The sequence below is a fragment of the Stenotrophomonas sp. PS02298 genome, from assembly GCF_029959445.1.
In the GTDB taxonomy this organism is placed as follows: domain Bacteria; phylum Pseudomonadota; class Gammaproteobacteria; order Xanthomonadales; family Xanthomonadaceae; genus Stenotrophomonas.
Map to the genome: position 1 here is coordinate 1 of NZ_JASCOR010000125.1, position 12,978 is coordinate 12,978.

The window sequence follows — 12,978 nt, forward strand, 5'->3', positions numbered from 1 at the left end:
ACCCAAGGGCTGGGATTGGGGATTGGGGATTGGGGATTGGGGATTGGGGATTGGGGATTGGGGATTGGGGATTGGGGATTGGCAAGAGTGTGGCGCTGCGTGGTCTCTGGCCTGCTGTTGCTTCCCGGCAAACCGAAAGCACGAAGCAGCGGCTGCGCCGCCCCCTCTCCTGCCTTCGGCATCCTCTCCCACAAGGGGAGAGGAGAACTGCAGCGGCTGCGCCGCCCCCCTCTCCTGCCTTCGGCATCCTCTCCCACAAGGGGAGAGGAGAACTGCAGCGGCTGCGCAGCGCACTTGCTGCTGACTTTGGCTCCCTCTCCCCTTACGGGGTGAAAGGGGATGTCTGACGAACCGCAGGTTCGTATCCCCGTGAACGCCCTTGCGTCAGCGCAAGGGCTGGGGCGCGGAGCGGGGCTGGGGAGAGGGGTAGCTGTTGGCGCAGGATCAAAACTCACCAATACCCCTACCCGACTACTTTTAAGCAGAAGCGAACTGCAGCGGCTGCGCCGCCCCCTCTCCTGCCTTCGGCATCCTCTCCCACAAGGGGAGAGGAAACAGCTGCAGCCCCCTGATTGGCCGGGGGCTTCTGGGAGCTGAACGGCAAAACTTGGCCCCTCGGACCAGAAAGCGTACAATTTTGGTCCACATTGATACCCCGCTCCCGCAATGCTCCGCGTCACCAAGCTCACCGATTACGCCACCGTCGTCCTGACCGTGCTCGCCGCACGGCCGGCCGAAGTGCTGAGCGCGACCGATCTGGCTGAAGCCGCCGGACTGGAGCCGCCCACCGTCAGCAAGCTGCTCAAGCCACTGGCCCAGGCCGGTCTGGTCGAAGGCCTGCGCGGCGTGCATGGCGGTTACCGGCTGACCCGCCCAGCCTCCGAGATCACCCTGATCGAGATCCTGGAAGCAATGGAAGGTCCGCTGGCCATCACCGAATGCAGCCAGGAGCAGAGCCAGTGCGGCCTTGCCGGGCAGTGCGGCGTGCGCTCGAACTGGCGGCTGATCAATGACGTCGTTTCCGATGCCCTGCGCGGCGTCACCCTCGCGCAGATGCTGCACCCTTTACCGCTTGCCGACCGTCGACGCATCAGCGCCGACGTCGTCTCCTGAACAACCGTAGGCAGCCCTGATGGCCACCGAGATCATCGAAAAGGTCGACACCGTCGACAGTCCGAACCGTGAAATCCACGAACAGCTGGGGCGCAAGTACGACGCCGGCTTCGTCACCCTGATCGAGTCCGAATCGTTCCCGCCGGGCCTGGACGAGGACGTCATCCGCGCCCTCTCGGCCAAGAAGGACGAGCCCGAGTGGATGACGCAATGGCGCCTGGACGCCTACCGCCACTTCCTGACCATGCGCCAGCCGGACTGGGCCAAGCTGCAGATCGGCCCGATCGACCTGCAGGCGCTGAGCTACTTCTCCGCGCCCAAGGGTCCGAAGTACCAGTCGCTGGACGAAGTGCCCAAGGAGCTGCTCGACACCTACGAAAAGCTCGGCGTGCCGCTGCATGAGCGCGCAAAGCTGGCCGGCGTGGCGGTGGATGCGGTGTTCGACTCGGTTTCGGTCGGCACCACCTTCCGCAAGGAGCTGGCCGAGAAGGGCGTGGTGTTCTGCTCCATCTCCGAAGCCATCCGCGAATACCCGGAGCTGGTGCGCAAGTACCTGGGCTCGGTGGTGCCGGTGGGCGACAACTATTTCGCCGCGTTGAACTCGGCAGTGTTCTCCGACGGCAGCTTTGTCTTCATCCCGGCCGGCGTGCGCTGCCCGATGGAGCTGAGCACCTATTTCCGCATCAACGCCAGCAATACCGGGCAGTTCGAGCGCACCTTGATCATCTGCGAGGACAAGGCCTACGTCTCCTACCTGGAAGGCTGCACCGCGCCGATGCGCGATGAAAACCAGCTGCACGCCGCGGTGGTCGAGCTGGTGGCGCTGGAAGATGCCGAGATCAAGTATTCGACCGTGCAGAACTGGTACCCGGGCGACGAGAACGGCGTCGGCGGCATCTACAACTTCGTCACCAAGCGTGCCGAATGCCGTGGCGCGCGCTCCAAGGTGACCTGGACCCAGGTGGAGACCGGCTCGGCCATCACCTGGAAGTACCCGTCCTGCGTGCTGCTGGGCGACGACTCGGTGGGTGAATTCCACTCGGTCGCGCTGACCCACCATCGCCAGCAGGCCGATACCGGCACCAAGATGATCCACGTCGGCAAGCGCACCAAGAGCAAGATCATCTCCAAGGGCATCAGCGCCGGCCGCGGCCAGAACACCTATCGCGGCCTGGTGCGGGTTGACCGTGGTGCCGAAGGCGCGCGCAACTACACCCAGTGCGACTCGCTGCTGATCGGCAAGAAGTGTGGCGCCCACACCTTCCCCTATATCGAGGTGAAGAACCCCAGTGCCACCGTCGAGCACGAGGCCACCACCTCCAAGATCTCCGACGACCAGCTGTTCTATTGCCGCGCCCGCGGCATCGACCAGGAAAACGCGGTGTCGATGATCGTCGACGGCTTCTGCAAGCAGGTCTTCAAGGAACTGCCGATGGAGTTCGCGGTGGAAGCCAAGAAGCTGCTGGAAGTATCACTGGAAGGATCGGTCGGATGAGCCGCCTGCCACTGCCGCTGCTACTGCTGGCCGTGCTGCCGTTCGCAGCCTCCGCTGCGGCGCCGGGCAAGGCCTGCGATGACGCCCGCACCCAGTTCGAACTCAACGAGTGTGCGGCGGCCGAAGCTACCGCCGCCGACGCCGAGCTCAACGCCGTGTACCGGCAGGTGATGCAGAAACTGCAGGGCCAGCAGGTCGCCATCGACAAGCTGCGCGCAGCCCAGCGCCTGTGGATCCCGCTGCGCGACGCTGATATCGAAGCGCGCTATCCGGTGGGCAAGGACGAGGACCCACGGGTCCTGTACGGCTCGATGTACCCGATGCTGTACTCGGCCAACAAGGCCGAACTGACCCGCAAGCGCACCCAGTGGCTGCGCACCACCTTCCTCGATCGCGCCGAAGGCGAGCTCTGATCGCCCCGCACCCTACATATTGAAGAACGCACCCTCATGCTGAAGATCGAAAACCTCCACGCAAGCATCGGCGACAAGGAAATCCTCAAGGGCCTGTCGCTGGAAGTGAAGCCGGGCGAAGTACACGCCATCATGGGCCCGAACGGCGCCGGCAAGTCCACCCTCGGCAATGTCCTGTCCGGCCGCGACGGCTACGACGTCACCGCTGGCAGCGTGCAGTTCGAAGATGGCGATCTGCTGGAGCTGGAACCGGAAGCACGCGCCGCCGCCGGCCTGTTCCTGGCCTTCCAGTACCCGGTGGAAATCCCCGGCGTCAACAACACCTACTTCCTGCGTGCCGCGCTCAATGCGCAGCGCAAGGCACGTGGCGAGGAAGAACTGGACTCGATGCAGTTCCTCAAGCTGGTCCGGCAGAAGCTGGCCGTGCTGCACCTGAAGGACGAGCTGCTGCACCGTGGCGTCAACGAAGGCTTCTCCGGTGGCGAGAAGAAGCGCAACGAGATCTTCCAGCTGGCCGTGCTCGAACCGAAGCTGGCGATCCTCGATGAGACCGACTCCGGCCTGGACATCGATGCGCTGAAGAGCGTGGCCGATGGCGTCAACGCGTTGCGTTCGCCGGAGCGTTCGTTCCTGGTCATCACCCACTACCAGCGCCTGCTCGACTACATCAAGCCGGACGTGGTGCACGTGCTGGCCGACGGCCGCATCGTCAAGACCGGCGGCCCGGAACTGGCACTGGAGCTGGAAGCCCACGGTTATGACTTCCTGAAGGACCGCGTGGTCCGCGAGGCCGCCAAGTAATGAATGCCCTGCTCGATTCACTGGCCGGCACCTTCTGCGGCAGCAAGGAGCGCGCCGAGCTGCTTGAAGCCGCACTGAAAACCGGCCTGCCCGCCGCCCGCAACGAGGCCTGGAAGTACACCTCACTGCGCCAGCTGGAGCGCCGCAGCTTCACTGCCGCGCCGCTGCAGGCCCCGGACATCGATGCCGCGCTGCTGGCCGACATCCCGTCGCCGCGCCTGGTCTTCGTCAACGGCCGCCACAGTGCTGCGCTCAGCGATCTGTCGTCGCTGGATGCAGGCGTGCAGGTGCGCACCTTGTCTGCCGTGCAGGCCGAAGAGCCCGAAGCGCTGCGTTTCCTTGGCCGTCGCTTCGAGCGCGCCGAGGAAGTGTTCGCCCAGCTCAATGCCGCACTCGCCGACGAAGGCGTGCTGGTGCAGGTCGCCGACGGCATCGTCAGCGAAACGCCGCTGCATCTGGTATTTGTCAGCGTGGCGGATTCCAGCGACCACGCCTGGCATCACCGTCACCTGATCGAGCTGCGCCGTGGCGCCGTGTTCGGTCTGGTCGAGCATCACCTGCAGGCTGGCGACAGCGCGCACCTGGACAACACCCTGGTCCACGTCCACATCGCCCAGGACGCCGTGCTGTCGCACGCCCGCGTGCAGGCCGACAGCGCGCGGGCCACCTCGCTGCTGCGCACCGACGCGGTATTGGCACGCGATGCCGAGTACCGCCGCATCGACCTGGAACTGGGTGCTGCGCTGAGCCGTCATGAGCTCAACGTGCGCCTGGAAGGCGACAACGCCAAGCTGACCGCCAATGGCGTGCTGCTGGGCACCGGCCGCCGCCATATCGACACCCGCCTGGGCATCGAGCACATCGCCAAGGACACCAGCGCCGAGCTGGTCTGGCGTGGCGTGGCGGCCAACCGCAGCCGCGTGGTGTTCCACGGCGGTATCGGCATCCGCGAAGGCGCCGATGGCACCGATGCCAACCTGTCCAACAAGAACCTGCTGCTGTCGGCCGACGCCGAGATCGATACCCAGCCGACGCTGGTGATCGACGCCGAAGAGGTCAAGGCGGCGCACGGTGCAACCGTCGGCCAGCTCGACGCCAACGCGCTGTTCTACCTGCGCTCGCGCGGCCTGCCGGCGGAAACCGCGCGCGCCATGCTCAGCGCTGCGTTCTGCCACGAGCCGCTGTCCGCGGTGGAAGGCGTCCTTACCGAAAAGCTGGCCCGCCACCTGGACCAGGCACTGCAACAGGCAGGCATGGCATGAACCTCAGTTCCCCGCGTCCGATCCACACTTCAGTTACCGCTCCCGATTGGGAGCGCGTGCGCGCCGATTTCCCGCTGCTGATGCGCGAAGTCAATGGCAAGCCGCTGGTGTATTTCGACAATGCCAACACCGCGCAGAAGCCGCTGTCGGTAATCGGCGCGGTGGACGAGTTCTACCGCCGTTACAACGCCAACGTCAGCCGCGCGGTGCATGCGCTCGGCACCGAAGCTACTGATGCCTACGAAGGCGCACGCACCAAACTGGCACGCTTCCTCAACGTGCGCAGCGATGAGCTGGTGTTGTGCAGCGGCACCACCTTCGCGATCAATCTGGTCGCGTATTCGTGGGCGTTGCCGCGTTTGAAAGCTGGCGATGTGATCCTGGTGTCGCGCATGGAACACCACGCCAACATCGTGCCGTGGCAGCTGGTCGCCGAGCGTACCGGCGCGACCATCCGCGTGGCCGAGATCAGCCCCGATGGCAGCCTCGACCTGGACGCGCTGCATGCAGCGATGACGCCGGAAGTGAAGCTGCTGGCGCTCACCCACGTCTCCAACGTGCTCGGCACCATCAATCCGGTGCGCGAGATCTGCCGCGAGGCCCGCAAGCGCGGCATCGTCACCGTGATCGACGGCTCGCAGGCCGCACCGCACCTGAGCGTGGACGTTGCCGCCATCGGCTGCGATTTCTACGTGGTGACCGGCCACAAGATGTGCGGCCCGACCGGCACCGGCGCGCTGTGGGCACGCCGTGAACACCTGCAGGACATGCCGCCCTTCCTTGGCGGCGGCGAGATGATCAAGGAAGTCAGCTTCGAAGGCACCGTATTCAACGATGCCCCGCACAAGTTCGAAGCCGGCACGCCGAACATCGCCGGTTTCATCGGCCTGGGCGTGGCGGTGGATTACCTGGAAGCGTTGGGCCGCGAACACATCGAAGCCCGCGAACAGGAACTGCTGGCCCACTTCACCGAAGAGCTGCAGCGGGTTGAAGGCCTGCGCATCTTCGGCACTGCGCCCAACAAGGCAGCGGTGGTGTCGTTCCAGATCGAAGGCGCGCATGCGCACGACCTGGCGACCCTGCTCGACCTGCAAGGCGTTGCCGTGCGCTCTGGCCAGCACTGCGCGCACCCGCTGCTGCAGTACTACGGTGTTGCGGCCACCTGCCGCGCTTCGCTTGCGTTCTACAACACGCATGAAGAGATCGAAGCCTTCATGGCGGCGTTGAAGAAAGTGCGCACCCTGTTGGGTTGAGCCGCGCTGGTTTTGTGGGAGCGGCGTGAGCCGCGAAGCCGATGGCACTACAAACCGAAATTCAAACAGCGAAAGCGCCCTCACCCCAACCCCTCTCCCGTAAACGGGAGAGGGGCTAAGGCGCACCGCTGGGTCTTTGTAGGAGCGGCGTGAGCCGCGAAGCCACAAATCCAACAGCACAAGCTCTACCCCTCCCCAGCCCTCCCCTTGCCTTCGGCAAAGGGAGGGAGCACATTGCTGGCTTCGACAGCATCCTCGGCACGGCATTCGCTCTGGTTGTGGGAGCGGCGTAAGCCGCGAAGCAAGCTTCGCTGCAGCTCTCGTTGACACCACGACCTGACAATCTGTCGGCTTCGCGGCTTACGCCGCTCCCACAAACCACCAGATCATCCCCGCTGCACAGCGCTGCTCACACATGTAATAATGCGAACAATTCGCATTTGCACAAACGATGAGCCCCGCGTCGTCTTCCCTCCTCGCCACCCTGTTCCGCGACCACCACCACTGGTTGCTGGCACGGCTGTGCAGGCAGGTTCGGTGCCGCTGGGACGCCGAAGACCTCACCGCCGAGACCTTCAGCCAGGTCGCCGCCTCGCGCACACCACTGACCAGCATCGACGAACCGCGCGCGTTCCTGACCACCATCGCCAAGCGCCTGCTGTTCCATCTGCGTCGGCGCCGTGATCTGGAACAGGCCTGGCTGGAGCAGTTGCGGCACAGCCCTGAAGCGTTTTCGCCCTCGCCCGAGGAGCGCGCACTGCTGCTGGAGACCGTGCTGCTGGTCGACCGCAGCATGCAATCGCTGCCGGCACCGGCGCGCGCCGCCTTCCTCTACAGCCAGCTCGACGGCATGGGCCACGAGCAGATCGCACAACAGCTTGGCGTATCGGTGCGCACGGTCGGTCGCTACCTGCGCCAGGCCTGGAGCTGCTGCCTGCAGGACCTGCAGCACACGGATCTGGCTCCATGAGCGGGCAAGCGGCGATGGAGGCTGCCATCGACTGGATGGTGCTGCTGCAATCCGGCAGCGCCGATGCGGACAGCGAACAGCAGCTGCAGCGCTGGCTCGACGCCTCAGCCGAACATCGCCAGGCCTGGCAGCAGTTGCAGGAGATCCAGGGCCGCTTCCAACGCCTGCGCGAGGTTGCCCGGCGTCACCCCGGCCAGGATCAACAGGCGCGCGAACTGCTGCTGCGTCCGTCGCGGCGTGTCGCGCTACGCTCGCTGGCGGCTTTTGCACTCACCGCTGGCGGCGCCGCGTTGCTGGCCGACCGCAAGTTCCCACTGCGCGAACTCAGCGCCGACCTGCGCACCGCCACCGGGCAACGCCGCCGCTTTGCACTGGATGACGGCAGCACACTCACGCTGGATGCACGCAGCGCGATGGACCTGGATTTTGGCGCCAGCCAGCGCCAACTGTGGCTGCGGCGTGGGCGCGCATTGCTGGACATCGCTGCCGATCCACGCCCCGTGCTGCTGCACAGCCTGCACGCAAGACTCAGCCTGTTGCGCGGCAGGTTCATGGTGGAGCGCTACGAGGCATCGACCCAGGTTGCCGCACTCAGCGATCACGTACTGATCGAGGACGAGCGCGGCCACAGCCAGCGCCTGCTGGCCGGGGAAAGTGCACGCATCGATGCCGGCGGCATCACCGCACTGGGCAGCAGCCCGGCGCAGCTGACCGATTGGCTGCACGGGCGGGTCAGCCTCGACAATGCGCCACTGCTCGATCTGGTCGAGCGCCTGCGCGCTTACCGCAGCGGCTTCCTGCGGGTGTCGCCAGAGGCCGCCGCATTGCGCGTGCAAGGCGTGTTCGCGCTGGATGACAGCGATCGCACGCTCGCCGCCCTGGCCGAAACCCTGCCCCTGATGATCCGTTTCTACGGCCCGGTCACCCTGATCGAAAAAAAATAGCGTGAGCGTGTCCGGTTTCTCGCCTTCGATACACATCCCTATCCGAAACCCTCTTTCGGAAGCCGTATCGATGTCCGCCTCCCCCCTGCTTCGCCCTTCCTGCCTTGCCCTGGCCCTGTCACTGGCCTGTGCCGTTCCGCTGGCCCAGGCGCAAGCCGCAGCCGCTGATGCGGCAGTGCTCGACTACCAGATCGCCGCCGGCCCGCTAGGCACCAGCCTCAACCGCATCGCCGCCAATGCCGGCCGCACCCTGTCGGTGGACCCCGCCCTGCTGCAGGGCAAGCAGGCAAAGGCCGTGCATGGCCAGTATTCGGTCGAACAGGCCGCCGCCCAGGCGCTGCAGGGCAGCGGCCTGCAGCTGGCCACCACCGCCAGCGGCGCGCTGACCGTACAGCGCGCGCCGGCCAACGGCGTGGAACGCATCGGCACGCTGCGGGTGCAGGGTGACCAGGGAAACCGAACCCAGCTGGGCGATGACAGCCGCAATTCAGCCGACACGCCTTACACCTCCGCGCAGTCCGGCGCGCACCTGTCGCTGCAGCAGATCGAGCGTTCGCGCGGCACCCAGGCCGGTGACATCTTCAAGAGCGTGGCCGGTGTCATCAATGGCGACAACCGCAACTCCGGCGCGCTCGATCTGAACATCCGCGGCATGCAGGGCTTCAACCGCGTGCCGGTGCTGATCGACGGCAGCCAGCAGCAGGTCACCGTCTACCGCGGCTATGCCGGCGTGGCCGGGCGCAGCTATATCGACCCGGACATGATTGGCGGCATCGACATCCAGAAGGGCCCGACCGGCGGTGCCGAAGGCGTCGGCGCCATCGGCGGCGTGGTCAGCATGCGCACCCTGAATGCCGAGGACATCATCAGCGGCGACAAGGACTGGGGCATCCGCCTGAAGGGTGGTTTCAGCGACAACTCCACCTCGCCGCCACCGGCCTTCACCACCGGCGGCCTGCGCAATGGCGGTCGCTTCGTCACCGACTGCGGTGGCGGTGAGATCTGCAGCCCCAAACCCCTGCCGACCGAATTTGCCGACGACACCGGCATGGACCGCCCATCCACCGGCAAGCCGACCGGCGGCAGTGGCAGCATCGCCGCCGCCAAACGCTGGGAGCACTTTGAAGTGGTGGGCGTGTTCGCACGCCGCAAGACCGGCAACTACTTCGCCGGCGAAGGCGGCCCGGACGCCCCGCAGCCGATCTTCAGCAACGAGCGCGTCACCAACATCTTCGGCTGGTGGACCGATTACACCAACGTCAGCTTCAGCGGACTCAACCGCTTCCGTGCCGGCGAAGAAGTGCTCAACACCTCGGTCGACAACCAGTCCTGGTTGTTCAAGGCGACCTGGAAGCCCAGCCCCGAGCAGGCGCTGGAAGTGGGCCGCATGAAGTACCAGAGCCGCTACGGCGAGCTGATGCCATCGGCCATCCTGCGTGGTGAAGGCGCGCTGCAATCGGCGCTCAGCGATGTCGATGCCGACACCTGGACCGCACGCTACCGCTGGCAGCCGGCCAACGAGCTGATCGACTTCAAGGCCAATGCCTGGCGCACCGCCCTGGACAACACCATCCGCAACGTCTACTCGTTCCCGACGCTGCCGCCCGAGTACACCTATATCGAGACCACCTACCGCCAGGCCGAGCGCTGGGGCATCGATGCCACCAATACCTCGCGTTTCATCACCGCCTGGGGCGACGTTGCCCTGCAGTACGGCTTCACCCACGGCAAGGAAGACGTGCATCCGATCAGCGCCAAGCAGAGCTTCAGCAGCAACAACGCCAAGCGTGAGGAAAGCAGCCTGTTCGCCAGCGCCGAGTGGGTGCCCACTGATTGGCTGAAATTCGATGCCGCGGTACGTCACACCCGTTACAAGAGCTATGACCGCGAGATCACCCGACTGCCATCGCAGACCCGGCCCATCACCTATACCGACGTGCACCTGCAGGGCAAGGCCAGCGGCAATGCGCCGATCGCGGCGATCACCTTTACTCCGTTCGAGGGCGTGCAGGTGTACGCACGCTATGCCGAAGCACTGCGCATGCCCGGCCTGTTCGAGACCAGCTCCGGCCCTGTGCCCACCACGTTCGCAATGGACCTGCGCCCGGAACACGCCAAGAACCGCGAGTACGGCATCAACCTGCTGCGCGACGGCCTGTTCGCCGAAGGCGACCAGGCTCGCCTGAAGCTGGCCTACTTCGACAACCACGTGAAGGATTACCTGACCCGCACCACCGTGCAATTGGAGGGTTGGGTGTCGTCACCGGTAATCGAGAATATCGACAACGCCGACTTCAAGGGCTACGAGATCACCGCCGAGTACCGCACGCCGCGCTTCTTCAGTGAGCTGTCCGGCAGCTATTACACCTATACCAACTTCTGCCACAGCGACCGCGCCTACCCGACCAAGTCGGAGCGCTGCCATCCGGGCGGCGTCACCGACAGTTATGCCAGCAACCATGTCCCGCCGCGCGCCTCCGGTGCGCTGACGCTGGGCACGCATCAACTGGACCAGCGCCTGACCGCCGGTGGCCGGCTCAGCTACACCGGCAACCGGCCGACCCTGCCGCGCGCCAGCAGCATCATCCCGGTGGTGGATTGGGGCTCCTACGTGCTGGTCGATCTGTTCGCCAACTACCGCATCAACGAGCACGTCGCGCTCGACCTGAGCGTCGACAACCTCACCGACCGCTACTACATGGACGCGATGACGTTGGGCCTGATGCCCTCGCCGGGCCGCACCGTGCGCATGGGCTTCACCGTCAACTTCTGAGGAACCGCAAATGTCCGCTTCCCCAATGCTGCTGGAACTCAGCCGCAGCCAACGTTTGAAGGCCGCCACCCACGGTACCCACGAGCGGCTGGACCAACGCATCATGCGCGGCGAACCGTTCGCCTCGCTGGAAAACTACCGGCGCTTCCTGCGCGTGCAGTACCGCTTCCACCGCGATCTGGCGGTGCTGTATTCGCTGTCTTCGCTGCAAGGCCTGTTGCCGGACCTGGCCGAACGCCAGCGGCTGCAGCAGCTGCAGCAGGATCTGCTCGACCTGGGTGAAGCCCTGCCCGCCGACGACCATGCAGCCCTGAGCAGCGACATCGACCCGGCCACCGCGCTGGGTTGGCTGTACGTGGTCGAAGGCTCCAACCTCGGCGCTGCCATCCTGTTCAAGCTGGCAGCGAAGATCGGCCTGGATGCCAACCACGGCGCGCGCCACCTGGCCGGACATCCGGACGGCCGCGCGCGTCATTGGCGGCGCTTCACCGAAGCACTGGATGGCAACGCGCTGGATGCCGAGCAGGAGCAGCGCATGGTGGCCGGTGCCACCGCGGCGTTCCAGCGCGTGCATGGCTACGTCGAGCAGGCCTTTGCCGACTGAGATGGAAGCAACGCTGAGCACCGCTCCAGTCCCGCCACGGCGCAACCGCGCCGTGCGCGTGGGCTATCTGCTGCTGGGCATGTTGATGGTGGCACTGGGCATCATCGGCGCATTGCTGCCGGTGATGCCCACCACCATCTTCATGATCCTGGCAGCCGCCTGCTTCGGCCGTTCCTCGCCGCGCTTTGAACGCTGGTTGCTGCAGCACCCGCAGTTCGGCCCGCCATTGCGGCTGTGGCGTGAGCAGGGTGCGATGTCCAAGCGCGCCAAGGCGTTTGCCTGCGGCGGCATGGCGCTTGGCTTTGCGATGTTCTGGTACTTCGCGCATCCATCGCTGCTGCTGTGGCTGGCGGTTGCGGTCGGCATGGGTGGCTGCGCGCTGTATCTGTTGACCCGGCCGCTGCCGCGTGGCGTGGCCGACGTTCCATCCCCGGAGTCGGAAGAGCGCGCTATCCGCTCGATCGCCGCAACCGTCACCGTGCTGCTGCACGTCGGCCTATTCGCTCTGCTGCTGTGGAGCCGGGCGCCATCAATCGATCCTCCATTGATGGAACCGGCCGAGCGCACGCAACTGGTGATGCTGCCACCGCGCGCACCGGAGCAGCCGCTGGAAGAAATCGTTGCCCCAACACCTTCCGCTGCGGCCTCGGCGGAGAAACAGAAGCCGGAACCGCCGCGCCCGCTGCCACCGTCGCCACCACGCGCCAACGCCAACTGGGTGGTTCCGCCACCCGCACCACCACAACCGGTGCAGCAGGCGCTGGCCCCGCAGCAGCAGGAAGCTTCGATCGCCGCAGCACCGCTGACCCCACCGCTGCCGCCCGGGCCGAGTGCTGCCACCCCCGGCAAGGACAGCTGGGAAGGCCGGGTCATGGCCAAGCTGGAACGGCATCGCCGCTATCCCAATGCCGCCCGCGCGCGCCGCGAACAAGGCGTCGCCCACATCCGGGTCAGCCTCGCCCGTGATGGCTCGGTGCTGTCATTGGCGTTGGAGCAGACCTCCGGTTCGGCCATGCTCGATCAGGCCGCATTGGATACCTTCCGCCGTGCAGCGCCATTGCCGGCGGTGCCGGAAGCACGCAAGGCGCCGCTGGAGCTGTCGTTCCCGGTCGAGTTCTTCATGCGTTGAGCGCAAGGCAAACGACGCACTGGTAGGAGCGGCGTAAGCCGCGAAGCTGAAAATCCAACAGCAAAAGCGCCACCCCTCCCCACCCCTCCCCTTGCCTGCGGCAAAGGGAGGGAGCGAAGCCCGGCAAACGCTTCACCTATCCGGCAAACGCTTCACCTGTAGTGCCGAGCCATGCTCGGCAAGGGCTTCACCGGTAGAGCCCCAGCCGAGCATGGCTCGGC

Annotated in this window: 11 protein-coding genes; all 11 read left to right on the forward strand. The window is 65.8% G+C overall.

Going from position 1 to position 12,978, the window contains the following annotated elements; translation table 11 throughout:
- Positions 1-666: 666 nt before the first annotated feature.
- The 11 genes from QMX78_RS15965 to QMX78_RS16015 all read left to right on the forward strand — a co-directional run bounded on the left by QMX78_RS15965 (position 667) and on the right by QMX78_RS16015 (position 12,757).
- Positions 667-1,113: an SUF system Fe-S cluster assembly regulator gene (locus QMX78_RS15965; protein WP_057627263.1), complete on the forward strand. Its 447-nt coding sequence runs from the start codon at positions 667-669 to the stop codon at positions 1,111-1,113.
- A gap of 19 nt (positions 1,114-1,132) precedes the next feature.
- Entirely contained in the window at positions 1,133-2,608 is a 1,476-nt protein-coding gene (sufB, locus tag QMX78_RS15970) for a Fe-S cluster assembly protein SufB (protein ID WP_282271342.1), read from the forward strand.
- Complete coding sequence (locus QMX78_RS15975; protein WP_282271344.1) at positions 2,605-3,021, forward strand: lysozyme inhibitor LprI family protein; 417 nt, start codon at positions 2,605-2,607, stop codon at positions 3,019-3,021. The genes sufB and QMX78_RS15975 overlap by 4 nt, the downstream gene beginning before the upstream one ends.
- 36 nt (positions 3,022-3,057) lie before the next feature.
- Positions 3,058-3,822 carry a Fe-S cluster assembly ATPase SufC gene (gene sufC / locus QMX78_RS15980; RefSeq protein WP_282271346.1) on the forward strand — a complete coding sequence of 255 codons (765 nt, stop codon included), beginning with the start codon at positions 3,058-3,060 and terminating at the stop codon, positions 3,820-3,822.
- Positions 3,822-5,084 carry a Fe-S cluster assembly protein SufD gene (gene sufD, locus QMX78_RS15985; RefSeq protein ID WP_282271348.1) on the forward strand — a complete coding sequence of 421 codons (1,263 nt, stop codon included), beginning with the start codon at positions 3,822-3,824 and terminating at the stop codon, positions 5,082-5,084. Before sufC ends, sufD begins: the two co-directional genes overlap by 1 nt.
- Positions 5,081-6,337: a cysteine desulfurase gene (locus QMX78_RS15990; protein WP_282271350.1), complete on the forward strand. Its 1,257-nt coding sequence runs from the start codon at positions 5,081-5,083 to the stop codon at positions 6,335-6,337. The genes sufD and QMX78_RS15990 overlap by 4 nt, the downstream gene beginning before the upstream one ends.
- A gap of 451 nt (positions 6,338-6,788) precedes the next feature.
- On the forward strand, positions 6,789-7,307 hold the full coding sequence (locus tag QMX78_RS15995) for a sigma-70 family RNA polymerase sigma factor (protein ID WP_282271352.1): 519 nt from the start codon (positions 6,789-6,791) through the stop codon (positions 7,305-7,307).
- Positions 7,304-8,251 carry a DUF4880 domain-containing protein gene (locus QMX78_RS16000; RefSeq protein WP_282271354.1) on the forward strand — a complete coding sequence of 316 codons (948 nt, stop codon included), beginning with the start codon at positions 7,304-7,306 and terminating at the stop codon, positions 8,249-8,251. The genes QMX78_RS15995 and QMX78_RS16000 overlap by 4 nt, the downstream gene beginning before the upstream one ends.
- Before the next feature lie 70 nt (positions 8,252-8,321).
- Positions 8,322-11,024 carry a TonB-dependent receptor gene (locus QMX78_RS16005; protein WP_282271356.1) on the forward strand — a complete coding sequence of 901 codons (2,703 nt, stop codon included), beginning with the start codon at positions 8,322-8,324 and terminating at the stop codon, positions 11,022-11,024.
- 10 nt (positions 11,025-11,034) lie between these two features.
- Positions 11,035-11,628 carry a biliverdin-producing heme oxygenase gene (locus QMX78_RS16010; protein WP_282271358.1) on the forward strand — a complete coding sequence of 198 codons (594 nt, stop codon included), beginning with the start codon at positions 11,035-11,037 and terminating at the stop codon, positions 11,626-11,628.
- 1 nt (position 11,629) lies between these two features.
- On the forward strand, positions 11,630-12,757 hold the full coding sequence (locus QMX78_RS16015) for a TonB family protein (RefSeq protein ID WP_282271360.1): 1,128 nt from the start codon (positions 11,630-11,632) through the stop codon (positions 12,755-12,757).
- Positions 12,758-12,978 lie beyond the last annotated feature (221 nt).

Excerpts from the sequence above, each read along its gene's own strand:
- QMX78_RS16000 (WP_282271354.1), top strand. The coding sequence starts at position 7,304 with ATGAGCGGGCAAGCGGCGATGGAGGCTGCCATCGACTGGATGGTGCTG.
- QMX78_RS16010 (WP_282271358.1), top strand. The coding sequence starts at position 11,035 with ATGTCCGCTTCCCCAATGCTGCTGGAACTCAGCCGCAGCCAACGTTTG.
- QMX78_RS16015 (WP_282271360.1), top strand. The coding sequence starts at position 11,630 with ATGGAAGCAACGCTGAGCACCGCTCCAGTCCCGCCACGGCGCAACCGC.
- QMX78_RS15965 (WP_057627263.1), top strand. The coding sequence starts at position 667 with ATGCTCCGCGTCACCAAGCTCACCGATTACGCCACCGTCGTCCTGACC.
- QMX78_RS15995 (WP_282271352.1), top strand. The coding sequence starts at position 6,789 with ATGAGCCCCGCGTCGTCTTCCCTCCTCGCCACCCTGTTCCGCGACCAC.
- sufB (WP_282271342.1), top strand. The coding sequence starts at position 1,133 with ATGGCCACCGAGATCATCGAAAAGGTCGACACCGTCGACAGTCCGAAC.
- QMX78_RS15990 (WP_282271350.1), top strand. The coding sequence starts at position 5,081 with ATGAACCTCAGTTCCCCGCGTCCGATCCACACTTCAGTTACCGCTCCC.
- QMX78_RS16005 (WP_282271356.1), top strand. The coding sequence starts at position 8,322 with ATGTCCGCCTCCCCCCTGCTTCGCCCTTCCTGCCTTGCCCTGGCCCTG.
- QMX78_RS15975 (WP_282271344.1), top strand. The coding sequence starts at position 2,605 with ATGAGCCGCCTGCCACTGCCGCTGCTACTGCTGGCCGTGCTGCCGTTC.
- sufC (WP_282271346.1), top strand. The coding sequence starts at position 3,058 with ATGCTGAAGATCGAAAACCTCCACGCAAGCATCGGCGACAAGGAAATC.
- sufD (WP_282271348.1), top strand. The coding sequence starts at position 3,822 with ATGAATGCCCTGCTCGATTCACTGGCCGGCACCTTCTGCGGCAGCAAG.